This window comes from Eggerthia catenaformis OT 569 = DSM 20559 (genome assembly GCF_000340375.1).
Taxonomy (GTDB): domain Bacteria; phylum Bacillota_I; class Bacilli_A; order Erysipelotrichales; family Coprobacillaceae; genus Eggerthia; species Eggerthia catenaformis.
The window spans coordinates 218579-244715 of sequence record NZ_KB446646.1; the positions used below are offsets into that span (position 1 = coordinate 218579).

25 protein-coding genes are annotated in these 26137 nt (G+C 31.5%); 20 read left to right on the plus strand and 5 right to left on the minus strand.

Annotated elements, in window-relative coordinates:
* The first annotated feature begins 45 nt into the window (after positions 1-45).
* The 5 genes from HMPREF9943_RS01030 to HMPREF9943_RS01050 all read left to right on the plus strand — a co-directional run bounded on the left by HMPREF9943_RS01030 (position 46) and on the right by HMPREF9943_RS01050 (position 3892).
* Positions 46-606, plus strand: a complete 561-nt coding sequence (locus HMPREF9943_RS01030) for a DUF3793 family protein (protein ID WP_004801215.1) — start codon at positions 46-48, stop codon at positions 604-606.
* 150 nt (positions 607-756) lie between these two features.
* A complete protein-coding gene (locus tag HMPREF9943_RS01035; RefSeq protein ID WP_004801216.1) occupies positions 757-2079 on the plus strand; it encodes a PTS sugar transporter subunit IIC in 1323 nt (440 codons plus the stop codon).
* A gap of 15 nt (positions 2080-2094) precedes the next feature.
* Entirely contained in the window at positions 2095-2520 is a 426-nt protein-coding gene (locus HMPREF9943_RS01040) for a hypothetical protein (protein ID WP_004801217.1), read from the plus strand.
* Between the two features lie 11 nt (positions 2521-2531).
* Positions 2532-2966, plus strand: a complete 435-nt coding sequence (locus HMPREF9943_RS01045) for a zinc-ribbon domain-containing protein (RefSeq protein WP_004801218.1) — start codon at positions 2532-2534, stop codon at positions 2964-2966.
* Between the two features lie 2 nt (positions 2967-2968).
* Positions 2969-3892, plus strand: a complete 924-nt coding sequence (locus tag HMPREF9943_RS01050) for a type I phosphomannose isomerase catalytic subunit (RefSeq protein ID WP_004801219.1) — start codon at positions 2969-2971, stop codon at positions 3890-3892.
* A 75-nt stretch (positions 3893-3967) separates the two neighbouring features.
* Here HMPREF9943_RS01050 and HMPREF9943_RS01055 read toward each other — a convergent pair whose 3' ends face one another.
* Positions 3968-4990, minus strand: coding sequence for a LacI family DNA-binding transcriptional regulator (locus tag HMPREF9943_RS01055; protein ID WP_004801220.1), 1023 nt, complete (start codon positions 4988-4990; stop codon positions 3968-3970).
* A gap of 163 nt (positions 4991-5153) precedes the next feature.
* On the opposite strand from HMPREF9943_RS01055, the gene rpe reads away from it, so the two are divergent.
* The 3 genes from rpe to rpiB are packed head-to-tail and all read left to right on the plus strand — an operon-like array spanning position 5154 to position 7750.
* Positions 5154-5807, plus strand: a complete 654-nt coding sequence (rpe, locus tag HMPREF9943_RS01060; protein ID WP_004801221.1) for a ribulose-phosphate 3-epimerase — start codon at positions 5154-5156, stop codon at positions 5805-5807.
* 2 nt (positions 5808-5809) lie between these two features.
* Complete coding sequence (locus HMPREF9943_RS01065; RefSeq protein WP_004801222.1) at positions 5810-7276, plus strand: glycoside hydrolase family 1 protein; 1467 nt, start codon at positions 5810-5812, stop codon at positions 7274-7276.
* 12 nt (positions 7277-7288) lie between these two features.
* Positions 7289-7750: a ribose 5-phosphate isomerase B gene (gene rpiB / locus HMPREF9943_RS01070; protein ID WP_004801223.1), complete on the plus strand. Its 462-nt coding sequence runs from the start codon at positions 7289-7291 to the stop codon at positions 7748-7750.
* 13 nt (positions 7751-7763) lie between these two features.
* Here the strand turns inward: rpiB and HMPREF9943_RS01075 are convergent, their stop codons facing one another.
* Positions 7764-9653 carry a BglG family transcription antiterminator gene (locus tag HMPREF9943_RS01075; RefSeq protein WP_004801224.1) on the minus strand — a complete coding sequence of 630 codons (1890 nt, stop codon included), beginning with the start codon at positions 9651-9653 and terminating at the stop codon, positions 7764-7766.
* Positions 9654-9746: 93 nt separating this feature from the next.
* A complete protein-coding gene (locus HMPREF9943_RS01080; protein WP_004801225.1) occupies positions 9747-10619 on the minus strand; it encodes a YitT family protein in 873 nt (290 codons plus the stop codon).
* A 166-nt stretch (positions 10620-10785) separates the two neighbouring features.
* Between HMPREF9943_RS01080 and HMPREF9943_RS01085 the strand changes: the two genes are divergently transcribed.
* From HMPREF9943_RS01085 to HMPREF9943_RS01105, 5 genes are all read left to right on the plus strand, one after another.
* On the plus strand, positions 10786-11457 hold the full coding sequence (locus HMPREF9943_RS01085; protein ID WP_004801227.1) for a response regulator transcription factor: 672 nt from the start codon (positions 10786-10788) through the stop codon (positions 11455-11457).
* Position 11458: 1 nt separating this feature from the next.
* The gene (locus tag HMPREF9943_RS01090; RefSeq protein WP_004801229.1) at positions 11459-13141 is read left to right on the plus strand and encodes a sensor histidine kinase; all 1683 of its coding nucleotides are present in this window, start codon (positions 11459-11461) and stop codon (positions 13139-13141) included.
* A 167-nt stretch (positions 13142-13308) separates the two neighbouring features.
* Positions 13309-14496 carry an ATP-grasp domain-containing protein gene (locus HMPREF9943_RS01095; protein ID WP_004801230.1) on the plus strand — a complete coding sequence of 396 codons (1188 nt, stop codon included), beginning with the start codon at positions 13309-13311 and terminating at the stop codon, positions 14494-14496.
* Between the two features lie 5 nt (positions 14497-14501).
* Positions 14502-15254: an esterase family protein gene (locus HMPREF9943_RS01100; protein WP_004801233.1), complete on the plus strand. Its 753-nt coding sequence runs from the start codon at positions 14502-14504 to the stop codon at positions 15252-15254.
* A gap of 10 nt (positions 15255-15264) precedes the next feature.
* Positions 15265-16581 (plus strand): ATP-grasp domain-containing protein, encoded by a 1317-nt coding sequence (locus HMPREF9943_RS01105; RefSeq protein WP_004801235.1) that lies wholly within the window; start codon positions 15265-15267, stop codon positions 16579-16581.
* A gap of 278 nt (positions 16582-16859) precedes the next feature.
* On the opposite strand, the gene HMPREF9943_RS10335 is transcribed toward HMPREF9943_RS01105, so the two are convergent.
* Positions 16860-16991, minus strand: a complete 132-nt coding sequence (locus HMPREF9943_RS10335; protein ID WP_274517952.1) for a hypothetical protein — start codon at positions 16989-16991, stop codon at positions 16860-16862.
* Positions 16992-17336: 345 nt separating this feature from the next.
* Between HMPREF9943_RS10335 and HMPREF9943_RS01110 the strand changes: the two genes are divergently transcribed.
* The 4 genes from HMPREF9943_RS01110 to HMPREF9943_RS01125 all read left to right on the plus strand — a co-directional run bounded on the left by HMPREF9943_RS01110 (position 17337) and on the right by HMPREF9943_RS01125 (position 22011).
* Entirely contained in the window at positions 17337-18440 is a 1104-nt protein-coding gene (locus tag HMPREF9943_RS01110; protein ID WP_004801237.1) for a GTP pyrophosphokinase, read from the plus strand.
* Entirely contained in the window at positions 18433-19614 is a 1182-nt protein-coding gene (locus HMPREF9943_RS01115) for an aminotransferase-like domain-containing protein (protein ID WP_004801238.1), read from the plus strand. The genes HMPREF9943_RS01110 and HMPREF9943_RS01115 overlap by 8 nt, the downstream gene beginning before the upstream one ends.
* Before the next feature lie 42 nt (positions 19615-19656).
* Positions 19657-19815, plus strand: coding sequence for a hypothetical protein (locus HMPREF9943_RS10030; RefSeq protein WP_004801240.1), 159 nt, complete (start codon positions 19657-19659; stop codon positions 19813-19815).
* 375 nt (positions 19816-20190) lie between these two features.
* Positions 20191-22011 carry a prolyl oligopeptidase family serine peptidase gene (locus HMPREF9943_RS01125; RefSeq protein ID WP_004801245.1) on the plus strand — a complete coding sequence of 607 codons (1821 nt, stop codon included), beginning with the start codon at positions 20191-20193 and terminating at the stop codon, positions 22009-22011.
* A gap of 24 nt (positions 22012-22035) precedes the next feature.
* Here HMPREF9943_RS01125 and HMPREF9943_RS01130 read toward each other — a convergent pair whose 3' ends face one another.
* Positions 22036-22851: a purine-nucleoside phosphorylase gene (locus HMPREF9943_RS01130; RefSeq protein ID WP_004801247.1), complete on the minus strand. Its 816-nt coding sequence runs from the start codon at positions 22849-22851 to the stop codon at positions 22036-22038.
* 74 nt (positions 22852-22925) lie between these two features.
* On the opposite strand from HMPREF9943_RS01130, the gene HMPREF9943_RS01135 reads away from it, so the two are divergent.
* The 3 genes from HMPREF9943_RS01135 to cls are packed head-to-tail and all read left to right on the plus strand — an operon-like array spanning position 22926 to position 26054.
* Positions 22926-24179 carry an HD domain-containing protein gene (locus HMPREF9943_RS01135; protein WP_004801250.1) on the plus strand — a complete coding sequence of 418 codons (1254 nt, stop codon included), beginning with the start codon at positions 22926-22928 and terminating at the stop codon, positions 24177-24179.
* Positions 24172-24552 carry a DUF1934 family protein gene (locus tag HMPREF9943_RS01140; RefSeq protein ID WP_004801252.1) on the plus strand — a complete coding sequence of 127 codons (381 nt, stop codon included), beginning with the start codon at positions 24172-24174 and terminating at the stop codon, positions 24550-24552. The genes HMPREF9943_RS01135 and HMPREF9943_RS01140 overlap by 8 nt, the downstream gene beginning before the upstream one ends.
* Positions 24549-26054 (plus strand): cardiolipin synthase, encoded by a 1506-nt coding sequence (gene cls, locus HMPREF9943_RS01145; RefSeq protein WP_004801254.1) that lies wholly within the window; start codon positions 24549-24551, stop codon positions 26052-26054. Before HMPREF9943_RS01140 ends, cls begins: the two co-directional genes overlap by 4 nt.
* The last annotated feature ends 83 nt before the right edge of the window (positions 26055-26137 follow it).

Genomic DNA, 26137 nt, shown 5'->3' on the forward strand with positions numbered 1-26137 from the left:
GATTATACTAATATAGTTAGTATAATCTAACTAAGGAGAAGATATATGCCTCATAATGCATCTTTATTTGAATATAAGCTTGCGGTATATTCTGCACCTACATTAATGAAATATAAATGTGGAAGCTTATTTAATATTAGTAAATCAGACATTCATAACTATCAGGAATGCTTTGATTATTATAATCATCATTTATCATATTATGATTTACAGATAAATATTTTAAGAGAACGTAAAGAAAGTGTGTTGATTTATATTTATTCGCCTAAGCAATTAAAAAGAGTATTAGAAAATAAAGCTATTGTACGCTTTTTAAAATCTCAAGGTTATCATACTCAATCTATCTCCCATCTTTTAGTATCTTTAAAGAAACGTTTTAATACAAATGTTTTTCCTCATGAGATAGGAATATTTTTAAATTATCCTTTAGAAGATGTATTGGGATTTATAGAAAATAAGCCGGTAAAACATATAGGATATTGGAAAGTATATGGAAATGAACACTATGCTTTAAACTGTTTTAAAGAATATGATAGATGTCATAGTATTATGAAAGAATATATGAATCAGGGCTATCATTTAGAAGAGATATTAGCAATGAATTGACTCTTATAAGGAGTCTTTTTTTGTAATATCATGTAATGGCATGAATTGTGACATACAATTAGATAGAAATGTAAACGTTTACGCATTATGATGTAATCAAAGAAAGTATTTACGCGTAAAATTTTCATTTATATGAAGGGAGATTAGTGTATGGTTAATGAAAAAAAGTCTTTTATGGACAAGTTAATGATGAAAATTGATGCTATTGCGGGACCTATGACTAAGTTTGGCCAATTACCATTTGTTAAGGCAATTGTAAATGGTATGGTAGCAGCTGTCGGTGTTACAATGGTTGGTTCATTATTCCTGGTAGTATTTCTGTTATGTTCTGATGGCGGACTAACAAAAACAGCTTTAATTCCTTTTATGAAGCCGTTAGCAGGACAACTGGCTTTGGTTAATAGCTTATCAATGGGCATTATGGCTATTTATATGGTTATTGCAATGGGAGCTGAATATGCGGATACAAAAGGAATTAATAAGACAACAGGTGCTGTAGGTGCATTCTTTGCCTTTATCTTATTGAATTATAATACAGTAGGACAGTTATATAATGCTGCTATAAAAGATCCGACACAATATGTTTCAGCATTACCGATTAATTATTGGGGAGGAGCCGGTGTTATCACAGCAATTATTGCGGCAGCGATCTCTGTTAATATCTTAGATGTTTGTTATAGATATAATATTAGGATTAAATTGCCTGATTCTGTACCTCCGGCAATTTCTGATAGTTTTTCAGCAATTATTCCTTATTTCTTTACAACATTAGTATGCTGGGGTTTAAGAACATTATTAAATGTTAATATACCGGAATTGATAGGACAGGTTTTATTACCGATATTTGCGGCTGCTGATAATATTTTTGTATTTACATTAGCACATTTTCTAATATCAGCGTTCTGGATAGTAGGATTACATGGAGATAATATTGTAGGTGCTGTTACCAATGCTTTTACAAATACATGGTTGGTAGAAAATAATGCGGCATTTATGGCACATCAATCAATACCACATATTTGGGTACCTAATTTAAATAGATTATTTATGTGGGTATCAACTTGCTGGCCTATTTTATTCTATATGTTTAAATCAAGTAAGAAATTACCTCATTTAAAACCGCTGGCAACAATTAGTCTGCCGCCGGCAATATTCTGTATTATTGAGCCTATAATGTTTGGGTTGCCAATAGTTTTAAATCCATTCTTAGCTATTCCATTTATCATTACACATACAATAACGGGAGCTTTAACATATGGATTAACCGCTATCGGATTTATTGGCAGAATGTATGTAAACTTGCCATGGGCAACGCCATCTCCAATATTAGGATTCTTAGGTACAGGCGGTTCTATTGGCGGTGTGATTGTAGTTGTAATTAATTTTATTATTGGATTGCTCATCTTTTATCCATTCTGGAAGGCATATGAAAAATCAGAACTACAAAGAATAGAAGAAGAGAATGTAGTATAAAAATAGGAGGATAATATGATGATTAAATGTCCTTATTGTCATAAAGATTTAACAAATGATTCCATGTATTGTACTTATTGTGGGAAATCTATCAAGAAAATATCAGAAAAGACTATTTCAGACAAAGTATATAAAGAAAATCCTAGGAAGAATCATTTTGCATCAATTGGACTCATATTATTCTTCTTTGCTTTAATCGTATTAGACTTTATTTTAGCAAGTATTGTAGCCTCGTCAGGAAATAATGCAGTATTTGTGTTTCAGATAAGCTTGGTATTTTATTTATTATCTATGTTTTGTGGACTTCTTTCAATTATTATAGATTACAAAGATAAAAAGAAAGGATACAGACAAACAGGCAGTTATGGCATTGCGATTGTTTGTATTCTTCTTCCTTTCTATATTAGTCTTCTAAATCTTACTAAAGTTATATTAAAATAGGAGGATAACCTATGTATTGTCGTAAATGCGGTTCTCATCTTAGAGAGAATGCAAAGTTTTGTGATCATTGTGGAGAAAGTATAGTAGTCATTAAACCAAAAGGTAATATGCGGAAATATGGAAAACAAGAGAAGATTAAAGAAGAGAAACTAAAATCTCTTAAGAATCCCTATGTTATTCCGGCGATTATAACTGCCGTGATAGCTTTTGGATTAGGAATATTTCCATGGCCCAAATCATGGCAAATAGGGACAAGTTTTTGGATGAAACTAACAATTCTTGTGATAGCTTTATTATCAGATTATCATTGTACGAAATCTAAACAAGTTAACAGGCTTTATCAGATACAATATAGTTATGAGATTATGCCTCGTGCTCTAAAAACAGCTGCTATTCTTGCGATTATAACAACATTTGCTGCTACATTTTCTATAATATTTATATAATAATGGATATATTATTTTTTGAACCGATCCCTCGTTTTGCTTTATGGGGACATACATTAGTAAAAGATTATTTTCATTTTTCATGGTTTAAAGAAGGTGTAGGACAAGCATGGGCATTTAGTACACAGGAAGAGTCAAATATATGTTTTAGTGATCCCTTTAAAGGAAAAACACTTCAATACCTTTGGACATATCATCAGGAATTATTTGGACATCCTAACGAAGAATTCCCGGTCATTATTTCTTTATTAGCTCCGGAAGATGATTTAAGCATACAGGTTCATCCTAATGATGAGTATGCATTATCCCATGGTTATAAGATGGGTAAAAATGAAGCATGGTATTTTATTGAAGCGGAAGCTGATGCATCTATTGTTTATGGTCATAATGCAAAGAATAAAGAAGAACTTAAGCGATATATAGAAGAAGAGAGATGGGAAGAACTGATAAAAACAAGATATGTAAATAAAGAGGATTTTATTTATTTGCCTGCCGGTATACTCCATGCGATGAAAAAAGGGAGTATCGTTTATGAGATTCAGCAAGCAACAGATATTACTTATCGATTTTATGATTATCATAGAAAAGATAAAGATGGAAAAGAAAGAAAACTTCATTTAAAAGAAGCAATAGAATGTTTATCCTATGATCCTCATATTACAGATAATATTCTTGAGAAAAAAGTATTTGGCAGAAAAAATATGAAAGAAACAGAATATATTTCTAATCGCTCATTTACAGTAAAGAAACTGGAGATATTCGGTAAATCAGTATATCAGTCCGGTAATTATCAGTTAGCTACAGTAATAAAAGGAGAAGGTATAGTTAATAATCACCATGTATCTATAGGAACAAGTTTTCTTATTCCATTAACCGTCACAATACATTGTGATGGAGCTATGACTATTATGATGACTACAAAATAAAGTAAAAAAATCACTCTAAGCGGATAACATTGTCTGCAAGGAGTGATTTTTAATAGGAGAAGAGTATCAGCTCTTTTATTTATTTTCTGTTGATTTTCTTTTAACAATATGAACCGGTAATGTCTGAATATGTTTAATCGTATTGTTTGCAGGATTATTCATAAGATCTAATAATGTTTTAGAAGCGTTGACAGCTATTTTTTGAGTATCCTGATTGATTGTTGTCAGGGGAGGCTGTGAGACTTTAGAAATCGTAATATTATCAAATCCGACAACTTTAACATCTTCAGGAATTCTTAAATATTTTGACTGTAAGGCTACAATTGCTCCATAAGCTCTCCAGTCATTTGTTCCAAATATTCCATCAAAATGGATATGATTTTCTATCAGTTTTAAAGTAGCTCTTTTAGCTCCTTCAAAATTATCTTCTTTATTACTGATAAGAATTTTTAGTTGATCATCATAAGGAAGATGATGATCTTTTAAAGCTTGTAAATATCCCTGAAAACGCTGTTCATTGACAGAAATAGAACGATTACGGACAATAATACATATTCGTTTACAGCCTTTTTTTATAAGCTCTTTTGTAGCTATATATCCTCCTCTATAATGATCAGTACTTACAATATAAACATTATTATTTTTAGCAGGAACTCTATCTGTACAGACAATGGGAATATCTCTCGTAAGAACGTCTATCGGCAGTTTATTTTCTCCTGTAATACAGATAATACCATCAACCATTTTTGCATCCAAGGATTTAAAATAGCTTATTTCTTTTTCTTTATTTCTAGAAGTGTTGCATATAAATACAGAATAATTATGCTGAAAAAAATAAGTTTCAATTTGAGAAATTAAAGAAGCAAACCATTCATTTTCAATGCTGGGAACAATCAGTCCTATTGTCTTAGATTTTGCTATTCTCAGGCTTTTAGCAGTCATATTTGTTTCATATCCATATTTCTTGATAATCTCTTCAACCTTTTTTCCGGTTTTTTCTGAAAAACGCCCATTTTTATTAATGACTCTAGAGACGGTTGCCTGTGATACATTCGCAAGATGAGCTATATCAATAATTGAAAGTTTCTTTTTTTCCATAATAAGACTCCTATATAGATAATCATATAATGTTTAGAACAAAAAATAAAACAAAATAGAATATTTGAGAAATATTTCTATGGCACAATGTGTGACATAAGGTAATGTGGAAATATTTTCTATAATAGCTATGATAATAAATATAGGAAAGAAGGAAACAACCATGAATAGACTATTATGTCCATCTATGATGTGTGCAAATTTTGCTCATCTTGAAGAAGAAATCAGACAATTAGAGGAAGCAGGAATAGATATGTTTCATTTAGATATTATGGATGGAGTATTTGTTCCTAACTTTGGAATGGGTTTACAGGATGTTGAGTATATCTCAAAAAGATCATCGAAACCTTGTGATGTTCATTTGATGATTATTCATCCTGAAAGATATATAAATAAATTTTCTGATATGGGGATAAAGGTTATTTACATTCATCCTGAATCCGGAACAAATAATGTCAGAACTTTGCAGATGATTAGAGATAAGGGGATAAAAGCCGGGCTGGCGATTAATCCTGAAACTTCTTTTGAGGCTGTTAAAGAACTGCTTTATTTATGTGATTATGTTTTGATTATGACTGTTAATCCGGGATTTGCCGGACAAAAGTATCTTGATTTTGTAACAGTTAAAATCAGAACCTTCCTTAATCATAAAGATTATTATCATGGATATAAAGTAGTTATTGACGGAGCCTGTTCACCTGATAAGATTAAAGAACTTTCCAAGATAGGAGCGGAAGGTTTTATTCTTGGGACAAGTGCTCTTTTTGGTAAAGAAAAATCATACAAAGAAATGATGGAAAAGTTAAGGAGGATATGATTATGGGATTTAAGAAAGATTTTTTATGGGGAGGCTCTATTTCCGCCGCACAGATTGAAGGAGCATGGAATGAAGATGGAAAATCCCCTGTGTTAGTAGATTACTGTACAGCCGGTTCTACAAGTGCAAGACGAGAATTGTGGTATCTAAATAAAGATGGTCAAAGAGAACATAGATTCTGGGAACCTGTTGATGTTTTGCCGGAAGGCTCTGAATATAAATTTTTTGATGATCTTCATTATACTAATCATGTTGCCGGTGATTTTTATCACCATTATAAGGAAGATTTGGCTTTGTTTGCAGAAATGGGTTATACAACATTCAATACTTCTATTTCATGGGCAAGAATCTATCCTGATGGGATTAGAGGAGGCATTAATAAAAAGGGTGTAGATTTTTACAGAGATCTTTTTAAGACAGCAGTAGAACTGGGAATGGATCCGGTTATTACACTCTATAAGTATGATGAGCCTGTTTCATTGAATATTCAACATGGAGGATGGTCTAATCCGAAAATGATTGATGAATTTGTTGCATTCGCGAAGGTATGCTTTACGGAATTTAAAGAATATGTCAATAAGTGGATGACTTTTAATGAGATTAATATTATTATGCCTAGAGGTGATGAACCGAAGGAAAAAGCCCGGAGAAATTTATTATGGATGCATCATCAGTTTTTAGCGGCTGCAAAAGCAGTTATTGAAGCACATAAGATAGATTCCCGTTTAAAAGTGGGATGCATGATATGTGGTAATCTCAATTATCCGCTAACACCTGATCCATTAGACAATATAGAAGTATATAAGAGATTTCAGGACTTCTTTGGGTACAGTGCAGATGTTTCTATAAGAGGTGCTTATCCGTCATATGCACAAAGAATATGGAGAGAATTTGAATTTCATTTAAATATTTCTGATGAGGATAAAGAGATACTTATGAAAGGAAAGTCGGACTTTTTAGGATTCTCATATTATGCATCAGGTATTGTTACTACTCATTCAACAGATCAGACAGATATCACGGGAGGGAATGTCCTAGGAACTATAAAGAATCCTTATCTTCAGGCTAATGAATGGGGATGGCAGATTGATCCTATAGGATTTAAATTATTTTTACATATCATTAATGATAGATATCAGGTTCCACTGTTTGATGTAGAAAATGGAATAGGACTTATCGAAAATGAAGGAGAAGATGGTATTTGTCATGACACAGCACGTATTGATTACCATAGAGAACATATAAAATGCATGAAAGAAGCTGTTGAGGAAGGAGTAAACTTATTCGGCTATACAACATGGGGATGTATAGATCTGGTTTCAGCCGGTACAGGACAGATGGATAAGAGATACGGATTCATCTACGTTGATATGAATGACGCAGGAAACGGTGATCTTCACAGAAGTAAAAAGGAATCATTCTATTGGTATAAGAAAGTGATAGAGTCTAATGGGGAAGATTTAGATTAGAGGAATATTATTATGAAAATTGGAATTGGTAATGATCATGTGGCTGTAGAGTATAAGAAACAGATTAAGGAGTATATAGAAGATAAATACGGTTATGAAGTTATCAATTATGGAACAGATTCTACAGAAAGATTTGATTATCCTATTTCAGGAGAGAAGGTAGCAAATGCTGTTATTAAAGGTGATATAGATAAAGGTATTCTTATCTGTGGAACCGGTGTGGGGATTGGATTAGCTGCTAATAAAGTTAATGGTATACGCTGTGTAACCTGTTCTGAACCATACTCTGCACAGTTTTCTAGAAAGCATAACAATACCAATGTTTTATCTTTCGGAGCAAGAGTAGTAGGAATAGAGCTTGCTAAAATGATTGTAGATGTCTGGCTGGAAGGAGAATTTGAAGGGGGCAGACATCAAAGAAGAATTGATATGTTAGAGCAGATAGAACAAAAGCAAAGAGACCATATCATTTAATGATATGGTCTCTTTATGTGATAAGAAGTCTGATAAACTTCTGATAGGAAGGCTTCTGATAAAGACTATCCAATGCTGTATCATCAACTGATACAGCATTTAAGAGATCTGCGAGGATATCAAATAATAATCTGCTCTTTTCATTACAAGAAAAAAGAATAATAATCCGGGCATAATGATTATCAACGGGAATGGGTTCTTTATAGATTAAAACAGAGACGAGATTATTATTGCTGATAGGCTTAGATAATCTGAAAAGACTGATTTCATCATTATAATTATATTTTGCAGATTGATTGATTGCATGCTCAATTTCCATGAGTTTTATATCAGTATAAACCTGTGAAAATATTTTATAGAAATAAAAGGCCGATGTTTTATTGGCGGAAATATTATCAAGGTAAAACTTATCGTGAAAAAGCATATCTATACGAACCTTATTAAATAGGTAGTTAAGATAGCTGCTGATAGTATTATAATCATCTTCATTCAAGACATGAGAAATCTTAATACATGGAATGGAAAGATCCTGATGAATAGGCAGGTCGGAAATAATAAAGTCATATTTCTTAAGATTAACATGATTTAACTGATAATAGGAGCATATATCAGTAATATGAATCTGACTGGCAAACTTGTTTTCAATCTGAGATTTATACATGCTTCCTACTGAATATCCTAATGAACAGACAAGCAGAACCTCATGTTTATTACCAATTTTATGATGCATATAGGTATGGAAAAACATGGTCAGAAAGGCAAGCTCGCTACTGGATACATATTTATCGGTAAACCCAAAAATATGCTGTGAAACAATTTGTGCACATTCATAGGCTAAAGGATAAGCAATGGGTACTTCATTAAAAAGAGGCGTACGCAGTTTTTCATTATAAAAGAGTCTGATAACGGCTGACTTAATATTCAGATAAAGCTCTTTCTTGAAGCTTTTATCTGGGAAAGACAACATAGTCTGCCGATAAATAGAAGTAATAGAATCATCAGTAATCTTCTTGATTATAGGAATATGGTCATCATCAGCTATCCCGATTCTTTTACATTTTAATTGAATTGCGATTTGATTAATCTCTTGAATTGGAAATTCAAAATGAATTTTTGAAGCAATAAGGCTTGCGATTTCATGAGCACAGGATAGTTCTGTATTTAAACATACAAAAGACATATCCTGATCCTGAGTAATAAGATTATGATTGGCAACACGAGTAATCATTACGCTTAAGCCGATTAGAAAATCACATAAAGCGATATCAGTCATCTCTATTCTATATTTGCTTAATAAATGGATAATTCCGTTTTCTAATGATTTTTCAGGAATAAGAGTGGATTCAAGAAAATCATAATACATATCAGAAGATCTTAAATTATCAAACAGGAAATCACATATAGGCTTTCTTTTATTGACTTCACTGCCGATGATTCTGATTCCATAGTTCGGCCTTTTCTCAATATTTAACTGATATTTTAAAAGAAAGCTTTTTGCACTTCTAATATCTCTTGAAACCGAAGACCTGCTTATTAATAATTCATCCGCAATTTCATCAATCTTAATATAATGATCAGCTTCAATGATCCTTTTAAGAATATAGTTCTGTCTTTCTTTTGGTGTAACAGGTATGAATCCTTCACGATTTAATTCATGCTTAGAAATGATTTGATGAAGATTATTAAGTGAATCCATCGATTTTTCATCAATGAGGTATCCTTTAGATGTTTTAGAAATTAAATCATATCCATAATGTTTTAATATGCCTTTAACGCTTTTCATTTTCTCTCTTACAAGTCTTCTTTTCATACCGATCGATGTCCCAATTTCATAAGAAGATATATAATCCGGAGCAGAAATCAGCAGTTTCATAATCTGAATCTCATCTTTAGATAATTGCATACATATCACCTCTTAATTGAAGAGTAAACGTTTTCTCATATAAAGTCAATTGAGTATCGGAATATGAAAAAACAAGGCTTATTTATGCCTTGTTTATAATGGATCCTGATAGAATCTTCCTTTTATAGCAGATGATTCTAAAATATTAATAAAAGCATGATCATCATTCTCTCTAACAATATATGAAACCATTCCTACTTCATCAGCGGAAACAACAGTATAAAGCATAGTACGTATTTTTTCTTCATGAACACCCGTAGCTTGCCATTTTGTAATACCATGATGGGTTGCCTCCATCAGCTTATGTTCAATTAATTCAGGATGATTGGTAATAATCAGCATAGTGACTTTCTTATTGGCTCTATTAAAGGTACTGATAACCTGAGTACAAACAAACTGAAATACAATCGAATAAAGAGAGGCTTCTACGCCAAAGAGTATACCGCCGGCTAAGAGAATAACGATATTATAACCAAGAATAAGATTCCAAGCTGAAATATTATATCTGCGGTTTAAGTAGACAGCAATAAAATCTGTTCCTCCGGAACTGGCTTTACCAAATAAAGCAATACTGATTCCCAGACCATTAAGTAATCCTCCAAATAAGCAGATAAGAAGAGGATCACTTGTGATTCTATGACTTGGAAGAAAGTCAACTAAGAATGATGTTAAGACTATCACAATAACAGAGTAGAATGTAAATCTTTTAGAAATCATTTTAAATCCAATGATTGCAGGTAAAGTATTCAAAATAATATTAATAAAAGAATAAGGAATGCTGATATTAAAGAATCTGGCCAGTGTTCTTTGTGTTAATAGTGATAATCCTGTGATTCCTCCGGGGATTAAATTTCCGCTATTTACAAATGTATTGATATTTATTGCCATAATAAAAGAGGCAATAAGTACACAAAGCCATGATATTAAAGTTTTGTTATGGATAATTTGTTTAATTGTGATTTTCATAAAATTCACCACCGTATTTATACTACTATTGTATTTTAAAAAATACAATCATTTCCTATAAAACTTTATAATTTAATAAAGTTAAGTTAATTTTAACATTTTTCATTGATTCATTAAATAATATAAATAGAGTTTATGATATAATAAAGCATATGGAGGAAACTTTATGAATGAGCATATAATTGTAGTTGATGATGATGAAAATATAAGAGAGATAATAAGAATAGCTTTAGAAAGCAGTGACTACAAGATAGATTGTTATGATAATGCGATTGACGCAATTGCATCAATTAGAGAACAGACTCCTGATCTGGTAATTTTTGATATTATGTTGCCGGGATTAGATGGGATTAGTGCTATCAGTAAAATAAGAGAAACGAATACTTCACTTCCTATTTTAGTTCTTTCAGCAAAAGATGGAGAACTGGATAAAGTAAAGGGATTAGATAGCGGTGGGGATGATTATTTGACGAAACCATTTGGTGTATTAGAATTAACTGCTAGAGTACGTTCATTATTAAGAAGGACTTATAAAGCAGAAAAAATGATTTCGATTAAAAATCTTAAAATAGATATCAATAAACATATTGTTTTTTTAAATGAAAAAAAAATGGAATTAACACATAAGGAATATCAACTCCTTCTTTATCTGGTGGAGAATAGAAAAAGAGTGGTTGAAAGAGAAGAATTATTAAGTAATATATGGGGATATGAATTTATTGGAGAATCAAGAGTCTTAGATGTTCATATTCGTTCTTTAAGAGCAAAAATGAATGATGATGGAAAGCATTATATAAAGACAATCAGAAGTGTTGGTTATCGTTTTATAGGAGAATAATATGAAAAAGATTATCCTTCGTCATTTTATTACTTTGCTGATTATTTCTCTCACATTAACTACGATTCTGGATTTAATTCTTATTTCCAGACAGTATCTTTCAGAAACTGAACAGCAAATGCTGTATACATTAAAATTAGCTGATTATTCGATTGATTATACAAAAGATCTTAATAAGCAGATTAGCCGGATTAATCCACTGACTTATTCAAAAAATACAAGATTATCTATTATTTCAAAAGAGGGGAAGGTATTAGCTGATACTTATAAAAAATATATTTCAGAAAATCATAGTTCCAGAGAAGAAATAAAAAAATGTTTGAAGAGTAAAAAACATTTTGGAAGTTCTATCAGAAAGTCGGATACAACCAATGAACAAATGCTTTATACAGCTTATTATAATAATGGATATATTTTAAGAATAGCCGTTGTTTATCAGGGGATTGCAGAATACTGGCCTGCGATTATGCCTGCTTTTTTAATTAGTACAATTGTTTCTTTTGTTCTTTCATATATTCTTGCCAGATTACTGTCGCAAAGAGTATCACAGCCATTATATGAAATTTCCGAAAGTCTGGAGAATATGAGTGATGATTATCGTTTTTCGTTAAAACAGTATGATTATGAAGAATATAATACTATTGTTGAAACAATAAAGAATCTCTCACATAGATTAAGAAAAGCAAATAGAGCTGTACAATTAGGACAAGCTAAAGTAGATGCGATTATAAAGCAAATGAATGAAGGATTCATTCTATTAGATGAAAAGAACATGATTCTATCTATTAACAGATCCGCTATTTCAATACTAGGTCCTCTTAAAGAAAAAGAATCCATCCAGGAACATATCCGGGATGATGTATTAATAAAAGCAATTGACAGTAAAGAAGAATATGAACGTATAGAATTAAGGATAAAAGGTTTGATATATAGAGTCTATATATCGAAGCTTCCCTTTGGTAAAGCGTTATTCTTTGTAGACATTACAGCTGCCAGAACAGCAGCAAAGATACGAGAAGAGTTCTTTTCAAGTGCATCTCATGAATTAAAAACACCTCTTACATCTATTAGAGGGTATAGTGAACTCTTATCAGCCGGAGTCATAAAAGATCATAATAAGGAAAAAGAAATACTATCAAAGATACAAGTTCAGGTTACTAATATGGCGAATCTGATTAATGATATATTAATGCTTTCACGTTTAGATAATCATGATATAGCAGTGGAAAAGATACCTTTACATATGAAAGCTATTATCAGTGGTATTTTAAAGGATTATGAAGGATTAACTTTAGAAGATCGGATAGAATTAATAGATCATTCAGAGGATATTATTTATTATGGAAATACTCAGCAGATTACAACACTTATTTCTAATCTGGTCAGCAATGCTATTAAGTATAATATCAAGCAGGGAACAGTTATAGTATCTTGTTATAGGGAGAAGAATATGATGATATTATCTGTGAAAGATACCGGAATTGGAATACCGGAGGATTCTAAAGATAGAGTTTTTGAAAGATTTTATCGTGTTGATAAGGGTCGTTCAAGAACAAAAGGTGGAACCGGATTAGGATTAGCTATTGTTAAGCATATTGTTGCCTATTATCAGGGAACAATTGAAATATTCACTAAAGAGCATCAAGGAACAGAAATTATTATTAAAATGCCTATTATGCATTAATATTGAATCAAGTGAAAACTTTAGAGTTATTTGTAATGTTTTTAATAAATATATATTAATATTTTCTAAATTGGGACAAAATAACTGATTTTATAGAATTTTACTAAATAACTATCAATTATTTAAATTTATGTTATAATTGCTCTATTAAAAGGGGGGGAATGATTATGAATTTTGTTTTTATTTCACCGGGTTTTCCTAAAACCTATTATCAGTTTTGCGAGCAGCTGCAAAATAAAGGTGTAAATGTTTTAGCTATTGGGGATACACCTTATGATTATCTTAGTAATGAAGTAAAAGCATCTGTTCATGAGTATTATTATGTTCGCTCAATGGAAGATTATGATCAGATGGTAAGAGCTGTCGGTTATTTTACTTTTAAGTATGGTAAGATCGATTGGCTGGAATCTAATAATGAATATTGGATAGAGCAGGATGCTAGACTGCGTACTGATTTTAATATTACAACCGGATTTAAAAATGATATAATAGAGAATGTCAAACGAAAGTCTTTAATGAAAGCTTATTATAAAGAGGCCGGGATTCCTACTGCTCGTTATCATTTAATGGATACATTAGAAAATACTTTAAAATTTGCTGAAGAAGTCGGTTATCCTTTAATTATTAAACCTGATAACGGAATGGGTGCTCAGGATACGCATAAGATTAATAATCAGAAGGAATTAGAAGCATTCTATGCTTTAGAACATCAGACTCAATATATTATAGAAGAATTTATTGAAGGGGTTATTGAATCTTATGATGGAATTGCTTCAAGAGATCATCAGGTAATGTTTGAAACATCTCATGTTTTTCCTAATCCTATTATGGATGTAGCTAATAATGGGAAGAGTATGTATTATTATTCTCAAAGGGAAATACCGGAAGATTTAAAGGCTTATGGAAGAGCGGCGGTTAAGGCATTTCCTGTTAATGGAAGATGTTTTCATATGGAATTCTTTAGATTGACAAAAGATAAGCCGGGTCTTGCTAAAAAAGGAGAATTGGCAGGTATTGAAGTTAATATGAGAATGCCCGGTGCTTATACTCCGGATATGATGAATTATGCATGCAATACAAATGTCTATGAAATTTATGCAGATATGGTTGTTAAGGGCTCTTCTGATATAAAGATAGATAGAAAGTATCATTGTATCTATTGTGGGCGAAGAGATGGAGTCTTGTATAAATATAGTCATCAGGATATTATGAATAAATATAGTAAACAGATGGTTATGAATGAAAGAATGCCGGATATCTTAAGTGATGATATGGGTAACTATAGTTATACGGCTGTTTTTGAAACAAAGAAAGAATTAGAACAGTTTGTGAGTGATATATTTCAAGGAGGATAGTCAATATGCAGGTAGAATATTTTAAAGAGTATAGTAAATGTTTAGAAAGAGATATGGAATTTAAGGTTTACGGAACAGGCGGGCAGCCTATTCTGGTTTTTCCGTCGCAGGATGGAAGATTCTATGATTTTGAAAATAATGGAATGATTAAGACTGTAGCTCATCTGATAGATGCCGGAAGGGTACAGCTGTTTTGTTGTGATTCCATAGATAAAGAAGGATGGAGTGAAGGGCATGGCTATGATTATGGTCATCGTACTTATATGATTGAACAGTATTACTATTATATTGTAGATGAATTTGTTCCAAGAATATTTGAAATTAATGCAAGGTTTGAAGGTAAAGCAGATGGTATCTGGACAACGGGATGTTCTATGGGAGCATCTCATGCTGCTAACTTCCTGTTTAGAAGACCGGATATTTTTAAAGGATGTATCGCATTGTCAGGATATTATGACAGTGATTTATTCTTTCATGATTTTCATAATGATATTACTTATCGAAATAGTCCTATTGAATATATTGATGGTATGAGTGAAGATCATCCTTATGTAGATATGTACAGAAGATGTCGTATTGTTTTATGCTGTGGTCAGGGAGCATGGGAAAATGATATGATTCGTTCAACATCACGCATGAAGCAGTTATTAGAAGCAAAGAATATTCCGGCATGGATAGATTTTTGGGGTTATGATGTTGCTCATGATTGGCCTTGGTGGAGAGTACAGTTTCCATATTTCTTAGAAAGAGTAGTATAGGTGAATGACTATGAATGTAATATTTATTTCTCCACAGTTTCCATCTTATTATTATAATTTCTGTGAAAGACTTAAAGAACGAGGAGCTCATGTATTAGGCATCGGAGATACACCTTATGGAATGATCTCTCAGCAAACAAAAGATTCATTGACAGAATACTATTATCTTCCTTCATTAGAAGATTATGATTCTGTATATAAGGCAGTTGCTTTCTTTACAGCTAAATATGGAAGAATAAGCTGGATAGAATCAGAAAATGAGTATTGGCTTGAACTGGAAGCTGCTTTAAGAGAAGATTATAATATTAAAACAGGACCTCATACTCGGGATATGAAGATCTTAAGACATAAATCAAAGATGAAAGATATCTATAAAAGTGCCGGTATACCGGTCGCAAAATACTGTTACTTTAATAGCTTAGAAGCTGCTTTAGATCTTATTAAAGAAGTAGGATATCCGGTAATAGTCAAACCGGATAATGGTATGGGAGCCAGTGAAACATACAAGATTAAAGACTTAAAAGAATTGGAAGAACTTTATAATCATAAAAATTCGGATATTCAGTATATTGTAGAAGATTATATACCCGGAAGAGTAGAAACATTTGAAGGTATAACTGATTATTCAGGAAATATTATGATTTCTACTTCACATGTTATGTGTGATGCGGTTATGGATATGGTCAATGAACGTCTGGAATCTACTTTTTATTCACAGCCGGTTAATGAATCAACAGATATTTATAAAATAGGCTTAAAAACAGTTAAGGCTTTTAAAACAAAAGCACGTTTCTTTCATTTTGAATTTATCAGATTAAAAGAAGATAAAGATTATTTAGGTAAAAAAGGAGATCTGGTAGGTCTGGAAGTTAATATGAGAGCCCCGGGGGCTTATATTCCGGAAATGATGAACTTCTGTTATGATGTAGATGTTTATACTATATGGGCTGATATGATCTTATTTAATACTTGCTACTATGATATCGAAAGAAAATATTATGTTGCTTATGCAGGAAGAAGAAAAGAAAAAACATATGCCTTAACCGATCAGGAAGTAAGACTGCGTTTTCATAAACAGCTGGTATTAGAAACAGATGTTCCCGCTTCATTAGCCCAGGCTATGAGTGATCATGTCTTTATTTATCGTACAGAAACAAAAACAGAGATGGAAGAAATAATGGAAGCAATTATTTCTAAAGAACCTATTATACAAGCTCCTGTAAAAAAAGTTAAAAAGCCAAAAGTACAGCCTATAAAGCAGTCTAAGCCTAAAAAACAGTCACCTGTTAAAAGAAAAAAAGATAATTTTAAAGAATTCAGTAATTGAATTCTTTTTTTATTATTAAAAACATTGTAAAACTATTTATTAAATAAGATATGAAGAGAAATTCAATTGGGAAAAAGGCTCCCTTGAAGATTTAAAGGAAAACATAAGCCTGAATAGGGATAATAAGATGAAAAATTGATATAGCGATATAGTATTTTAGAAATTAGTCCTAAAGAATAGCAGCTGTTATTAATAGATTTTTCTATACAATATAAGTAAGCTTCTCGGGCAATAGAAGCGATATCTTATTCTTTTAAAGATATCCAGATTAGAAGAAATTATCTGTTTTTAATATCTCTAGCAAGGATATTCATAAATTGACTATAATTTTCTGCATATAGAAGATTCTGCTGCAGCTTAACATTATTAACAATTTCAATAAAGATATCATAAAGATGTTCTATATCCATTTGATGATTCGCATCAAAAGCTAACAAGAAGATGATCTTGCCTTATATTTCAGAAAATTATCATACAGAAATCTATAACTATGCAAAGTTTTTAAATGGCGGAATAATATTTTTAGAAGAAGAAATAACAGGTATACATCCTAGAATCTATTTATATAAATGAAAATAAAATCATTCTTAAGCCATTATCTCATTGCCGATTTATTACTATTTATGTAGAAATATAGTGTAGATGTACCCTTCTTAGAAGGGTACATAATTTTATGACTTTTAAAACTTTTCTCTTTTTTGAACTTATCTATAAAATTATGGTATACTTTTATAGTAGAACAAAGGATGGTTAAAATGGAATTACTAGGAGTAACTGAAAAAATTTTACAGCAGTATCATGATAATCAGGAAATGTATCGAAATCTTACCCATGATATTAATGATATCTTAACAAGAATTGTCAGTAAGAATAATTTTAGAATATCAAATATGGCTATTCGTATAAAATCTGAAGAAGCGTTAAAAAGAAAAATCGAAATCAAAAATAAGTATCAGGATATTAAAGATGTCACTGATGTTGTTGCATGCCGAGTAATCTTATTATTTGAAAATGATATAGACAGATTTTATAAATGTGTTAAAGAGAATTTTGATGTCTCTGAATATAATGATAAAAGAAAAAAGAGTTATGATGATAGAATAGATTTTGGTTATAATTCATTGCATTTATTAATTAAGTTTACAGATGAAAGGTGTAAGATGATTGAATATTCTGATTATAAGAATTTAGTATTTGAATTACAGATACGTACTGTTTTACAGCATTCATGGGCTGAAATAGAGCATGGGTTAGGCTATAAGTCTCAGTATGAAATACCTAGGGATATTAGAAGGAGACTGACCAGATTATCAGCAACATTAGAACTTGTGGATGAGGAATTTGTGAATATTTCTAAAGCTGTAGATGAATACAATAAAGGATTGGTGCATACTGAGAAAGTCTTGAAAACAGATATTAATATTAATTCACTAATTAAATATCTCTATAGTTCTAATGATTTATTAGATATTATTCATTCTGCTAAGAATGAATATGGCTTAACAATTGAAGATGATACAAGTGTTATGACACAGACAAAACTGATCCATAGAATGCATTATATGGGATATACTTATATTCATGAGTTAGATGAATTTGTAAATAATAATATTAAATCTATAAGGTGGCTGGCACATCAGCAATTATCTCAATATGAAAGAGGAGACCATTTTAATTCTTATTTTATTATGGTATGGATTTCAATAGTTATGCTGATGGATCAAGGTATTAATGATCCGGAAAATATCTTTAATGATGAGGTATTAGAAAGCATTAAAAAATTTGGAGAATCTATTGTGAATGGTGATGTAAAGATTATTATTAATAAGTCAAAGGAGGATAATCAGTTATATGAATGATTTAATATCCAGAAAGATGCAGAGTGTTAAAGCATCAGCAATCAGAGAAATATTAAAAGCAACTTCTAATCCTGATATTATATCTTTTGCCGGCGGTAATCCTGCTCCGGAAACCTTTCCTGTAGAAGCAATTAGAGAGATATCAGACAGGATTTTATCTGAGAATCCTTATAGTGTTTTACAGTATGGTATTACTGAGGGGGATTCTGATTTCTTAAAACAGGCTAATATTTTCTTTAATCGAAATGAACAGGTTACAAAAGATAATGATATGATTATTTCTGCAACAGGATCTCAGCAGATTATGGATTTATTATCTAAGACTTTATGTAATGAAGGAGATATCATTGTAAGTGAAGAACCTGCTTTTTTAGGGGCGTTGAATTGTTTTAAAGAAAACGGTGCTTTATTAAGGGGAGTAGGCTTTAAAAATGAACAGTTGGACTTAGAAGCATTAGAAGAGGCTTTTGCATCTTCTCCAAAACCTAAGTTTTTCTATACTATACCGAATTTTCAGAATCCTATGGGAACAACAATGTCTTTAGAAGTAAGACGGCAGGTTTTAGCACTCGCAAAGAAATATCAGATTATTATTTTAGAGGATAATCCATATGGTGCTATCAGATTTACTGATCAAGCCATCCCTTCTATTAAATCATTAGATCAGGATGATCTGGTAATTTATGCGGCAAGTCTCTCTAAGATTATGGCACCGGGCATGAGACTTGCTGTATGTATCGGAAGAAAAGATATTGTAGGTAAAATGGTGGTTGCTAAACAGGGAGCAGATGTTCATACTAATCTATGGGCACAGAAAGTATCTGCAAAACTGTTAGAAACTTATGATATGGATAAGCATCTTAAGTATTTAAGAGAAGTTTATCAAAAAAAGTGTGAATTAATGCTTAAAACAATGGATCAGGCATTCAAGCAGAGAGTTACATATACAAGACCTAAAGGAGGCATGTTTATCTGGGTAACAATGCCTGATCATATTGATGTAAATGAATTTGTACAGAAAGCATTAAAACATCGTGTTGCGATTGTACCGGGAGCATCTTTCTATATTGATGACAGTCTGCCATGTCATAGTTTTAGAATGAATTTTTCTACGCCTTCTGATGAAAACATTATTAAAGGTGTTAGAATATTAGGAGAATTGATGGGAAAATAAGAATGAAAAGCTGTATAATTTCTTCAAAAGGAGAGGATTAAGATGAAAAGAAAAGGACCAATAATCGACTTAAGACCTATTGAAGAAACAATGACTGAAGAAGAACTAAAAGAATTTAGAGAAGAATGTGAAATGTACAAAAAATATGCTGAAATAAAAATAAAAGAGCATGAAAAGAAAAACAATCAAGAAAGCGACTGAAAAGGTCGCTTTTATTTTGCACAAAAATGAAAGGAGTTTCTATGTCGGAAGGACTTAAAAGACACCATCACCGGTACTTTGAATATGATATTAAAAGTCATTATGACAAAAATAAAAAAGTGATGGTACGCAATATTACTTATATGTGTATGATATGCAGACGGTTAAAGCATGAGACCTTTGAAGAGTATCAAAGTATAAGAAAATCAGATGGAAAGAGAGACTATCAGGGTAAGGTGAAGAGAAAAAGAATTACTTTATATTGTTTTGTTTTCAACAGAGAATTTAAATAGGATATTTTTGTTTCTCATTTAGAAATTAGCTGTAATTATTTATGTAATCGATTACAATATAAGTAAATGGAGGAGAAGGAAAATGAAAAAAGTATTTACGGTAGTATTATCAGCAATGATGACTGTTATGATGTTTTTTGTACCTGTTCAGGCTGAAGAAAAAGAATATAAAGTACGGCTTTATGGTACTATTACTGATGCGGGACAGGTTGTCAGCAAAGCAGAAATTGATTATGGAGACAATGTTAGACCAAAGGCGGATTTAGAGACATTTACTGTTAAAACACAGTCAATTATTCAATTTGGCAAGAAAAAGAATCAGCCATACTATGTAGATGCTCATGGAGTCTCAAGCCCTATTGAACGTAAGATTGTGAAAACAGAAACCAGAGCAGGAAAAGTTATTTTATACTTTGATTTAAGTAATGGCGGCACTTTAACATGGCTATCTGAAGGTAGGAATTATCCCGGTCAATTACAGTATACCTTTACTCAGAAAAAAGATATTTCTTTAACTGCACCGGATGGAAGAGAGCTGGATCCGATTAAAGCAGGTACTAAGTACTCATTAAATGAAAAAGGTGTTATTGATGAGGAAACAAAGAAGTTTGTTAGTGTGACAGGTAAAGATATTAATTATCAGTATCACAAAGGAACTAATGATACATTAATTGTATGGTTCCATGGAAATGGGGAAGGTGACTTTGAAAAAGAAGTTTCCGGAAATAAAAAAGAATATCAGCTTACTAATAATAATGTTGCTCAGATGCTTGCAAATAGAGGTACAGTAGCATGGAGTTCAAAAGAAGCTCAGAGGATTTATGGGAATGCTCATGTTATCGCATTTCAGGCACCTAGTACATGGTATTATGCTCAAAAAGAACATTTATTAGAAAAAGCTTATAAAGAAATACAGGAAGTTATTAAGAAAAATAAGATTAACCCGGCTAAGCTCATTGTATCCGGATGTTCAGCAGGCGGTTATATGACAACAAGAATGCTGATTAAATACCCATCTCTTTTTAAAGCGGCTATGATTAATTGTCCGGCATTAGATGTTGCTTCTCAAAGAGGTGGAGAAACACCTACTGATAAAGAACTGGAATCACTTAGAAAATCACCAACAGCTATCTGGCTTGTACAGGGTGAAACAGATTCTTCAGTAGCAACAAAAGACTGTTCACAGAGAATGTTTGAAATACTGACAAAAGGAAGAAAGCTTAAAACTACAAAAGCTGATCAGAAATATAATTCTGATTTTGTGACTAAAGAGACGGAAGATCAGAAGTATCTTTGGACACTTTATGAAACAGTAGCGGTTAATGGAGCCAATAAAATTAAAGTTGAAGAAGACTATGATTTAGACAATAAGAAAGAAACAGTTTATTATTCTGATCATTGGACTTGGATTTTTACATTAAATAATAATCCTTATAATTCTAAGACTGTTCATATTATGAACTGGGCTGCAAGCCATCTTAATAAAGAAGAGACAAACCCTCAGACAGCTGTAAAACCTAAATTATTAAATATTAGTAATAATCCATATATTAAAAAGTCAGGGAAACCTGTTATTATTAAAATAAATTCAGAATTAAAGAGCTTTACTAAACTGCTGGTAGATGGTAAAGAGACTTCTAAGAATAACTATACTTTAGCTTCAGGATCTACAATTATTACATTAAAAGCGGAGTATCTTGATCAGTTAAAGAGCGGTAAGCATAAAGTAGAAGTTATTACTAAAGATGGTAAAGTAACAGTAACAATAACAATCAAAGATGTTGTTAAAACAGATCGTCGAAGAGGAGCTGATACAGCTGACCGTACATCTATAACAGGAATAGTTGTTTTAATGATTATTTCTATAATAGGACTGGTTATCTTAAGAAAGAAGATAGATTAAAGAACGGTTATTTAACCGTTCTTTTTACATATCCTTAATAATTTCTCTTACCAGCTTTTGTAAAGATACTGATGCTTTGCCGGCGGCATTCTGAACATCTTGATGACTAAGCGGAGAATCAGATAATCCGGCCGCTTTATTAGTAACTAGGGATATGCCTAATATCTCCATATCTGAATGTCTGGCTATAATGGCTTCAGGAACTGTTGACATACCGGCTAAATCACATCCTAAAACTTTATAGGCTCTAATATCAGCGGGTGTTTCAAACATTGGACCCGGGTAATAGCCATAGATACCGGATGAAACGGGAACATCAATGTTTTTGCTTGCCTGATAAGCAATATTTAATAATCTTTTAGAATAAACTTCTGACATATCCTTAAAGCGTGGACCAAATTCATTAAGATTAGGACCTCTTAATGGCGAAGGACAAAACAATGAACAGTGATCTTCAAGAAAGACAATGCTACCCGCATCTAAATCATCTCTTATTCCGCCACAGGCATTAGTAAGAATAATCTGACTGATACCAAGACTTTTAAATACACGAACAGGAAATGTTATTTCTTCCATTGAATATCCTTCATAGTAATGAACACGTCCTTTCATTGCCAGAATGGTTTTTCCTTCTAAAGATCCGATATAGAGAATACCTTGATGCCCTTCTATGGTAGAGATAGGGAAATGAGGAATTTTTTCGTAGGGTATGATAAGAGGATTTTCTATAGAGTCAGCCAGTTCTCCTAATCCTGATCCTAGAATAATAGCTAAATCAATAGGTTTATCATATAATGATAAGATAAAGTCTGAAGCTTCGTAAATAGAATTAATAAGCATAGTAATACTCCTTTTTTATTATTATAATGCAAAGATGTGCTATAATAAAAGAGTAAATATAAGGATGTGATAAAATGTTTTCTTTAGAAAAATATAAAATGAAAGAAACAAGAGTTTTCAGAGATGTTATTCATGGATATATAACTGTAGAATATCTTCCTATATGGTATCTGATTAATACTAAAGAATTCCAAAGACTGAGACGGATTAAACAGTTAGGAGGTACATCCATTGTTTTTCCTACTGCTGAACATTCACGTTTTGTTCATAGTTTAGGAGTCTATGAAATGATTAGAAATATGATTGAATTAGATGAGGTTAAGGGACATTTAACAGATTATGAGAAATTGACAGTCTTATGTGCCGGTTTGCTTCATGATATAGGTCATGGACCTTTTTCACATTCTTTTGAAGATGCTATGCAGACAAATCATGAAGAAATGACTGTAAGAATCATTAAAGAAGACAGTGAAATACATACTATTCTCGTTTCTGTTGATAAACATCTTCCGGAGGATGTAGCTTCTATTATAGAACATAGACATAAGAAGCCGTTACTTGTACAAATGGTTTCCAGTCAGCTTGATGCTGATCGGATGGATTATCTGTTGAGAGATAGCTATTTTTCAGGAGTTACTTATGGGGAGTTTGATAAAGATAGAATTTTGCGTACTTTAAGAATTGTGGATGATCGCATAGTTTTTAAATATTCAGGGGTACAGGCAATAGAAAACTATATCCTGGCAAGATACCATATGTACTGGCAGGTCTATTATCATCCAACTGCTAAAAGTTATGAACTTGTTCTGAAGAGCATTTCAAATCGCTTGGCAGATTTACTTGCTAATGAATATATCTTTAAAACAGATATTCAGCATCTTATTCCATTCTTAAAAAAAGAAAAAATCAGTATTAGTGATTATATGTATTTAGATGAAGCGGCTGTTCTCTTTTATTTTAAGGAATTCTGTAATGAAGAGGATTCTATTTTAAGTGATCTTTGTCAGAGATTTATAAACAGACATCTTTTTAAATACTGTACGATTGAAACAGAACATGATGTCAGTGATATAGAGAAAATATCTTTAGAACATGGCTATGACCCTCGTTATTATGTATTAAGTGATGACTCTATTCAGATTCCTTATAAGCATTATGCTGTCAGCAATATTTCAGAAATAGAAATATTATTAGATGATGGCTCTATTTCTCCACTTCCTGATCAGTCAGAAATAGTTAATGCAATTATCCATGCTAAACCGAAAAGAGATCATATTGTTTTCTATGTTAAAGAGATTGCTGGTTTTATTGGAGGACATTATGAATAAGCAGATTCATTATAAAGCTATCTTTCAAAATAATCAGAATCAGAATAAAGTAGAATACTGCCGGATAGGAAATTATGAATATCAGGAGTCCTTACATCATCTCTCTTTTGATATTGAAGAAACTCCGGTTCATATTTCTTATAATGAGCATCAGGTAAAACTTGTTCATGGGACTTCAGAACTGAACTTTAAGAAAGATATAGAAATAGCTAATAGCTATCAGACACCTTATGGCAATATTGAAATGATCAGTAAGATAAGAAATATGAAAGCGGATGATCATAAGCTTCATTTAATTTATGATCTTTATCAGGATAATCATTTAATCACAACAGTATATCTTTTAGTAAAGTTTGAGGATATACATTCATGAAATTAATAAAAGTATTCTTATCTAAGTTATATATTTATCTTTTACTGATTGTGATTCAGATGTTTTATGTTTTTATATTATTTACTTATTTAACTGATATTAATCAATATGTTAATGCAGGGTTTACGCTTTTTTCTTTAGGGATCGTTTTATGGCTGGTTAATAAAGAGGAGAATCTGAACTATAAAATAGGATGGATTATTATTGTTTTAGTATTTCCATCTATTGGCGGATTGATGTATCTGATGATGGGAAATAAGAATGCTGCTCGTTTTTTATCTCGTAAGATCAGAAGAGGAAATAAGAAAGTCAGTCAGTATCTATTAGGTGATGATTCTGTTAAAAAGAATATTATTAATAAAAATTTGATATCATTAGAGTATTTAGAGAACCTTCATTTTCCGATATATAAGAATACTGATGTTAAATATTATGCCTTAGGTGATGATAGTTATTATGATTTACTAAAAGATTTGAGAAATGCCAAGCGTTTTATTTTTATGGAGTATTTTATTGTATCAAAAGGTATTATGTTTGATTCTATTTTTGCGATACTTAGAGAGAAAGTAAAAGAGGGTGTAGAAGTCAGATTCATATATGATGATTTCGGATCTATTTCTACGATTCCTTTTCGTTTTAAACAGAAATTAGAAAAATGGGGGATTAAATATGTTGTTTTTAATCGCTTTGTTCCATTATTTTCTGTATCTCAGAACCATCGTGATCATCGTAAAATATGTGTTATAGATGGCTATATAGGCTATTCTGGAGGATTTAATCTGGCTGATGAATATATTAATGCTAAAGAACGTTTTGGACATTGGAAAGATGCCGGTGTAAGAATAGAGGGAGATGCTGTGTGGAGTCTGACCGCAATGTTTTTATCAGCTTACTATACCTATCATCCTAAGCTTATTGAAAATCCTTTAATATTTAAGTCTGACTGTATAACTAAAGAATATACCGGCTATGTTCTTCCTTATGGTGATGATCCGTTGGATAATGAAGGAGTAGGAGAGAATGTTTATTTAAATCTGATTACTCATGCAGCTAAGGAAATAAAGATTATGACTCCTTATTTTATTATTGATGATACTCTCATGAAAGCATTAAAGCTGGCATCAAGGAATGGTATTAAAGTTAAAATATTTACTCCGCATATTCCGGATAAGAAGATAGTTTTTAGAGTTACCAGATCTTATTATTATAGTCTGATTATGGATGGTATAGAAGTCTATGAATATACACCGGGATTTTTGCATTCTAAAGTTATTTTAGTAGACAATAAAGCAGCTACTGTAGGAACAATTAATTTTGATTATCGTAGTCTTTATCTGCATTTTGAAAATAATATATTACTTTATCAAAGTAAAGCAATCAAAGACATAAAAGAAGATTTTATATATACAGAGTCTATCAGTCAGAGAGTAAGCATGAAAAAAGCCAGATATTTTAAAGGCTTTATTGAAGCGGTTTTAAGATTATTTGCTCCATTGCTTTAATATTTTTCATATATTATGTCAATTTCATTACTTTTTTATTTTAAATGATTGACTTGAAATCAAATTATGATAAGGTATTGTAG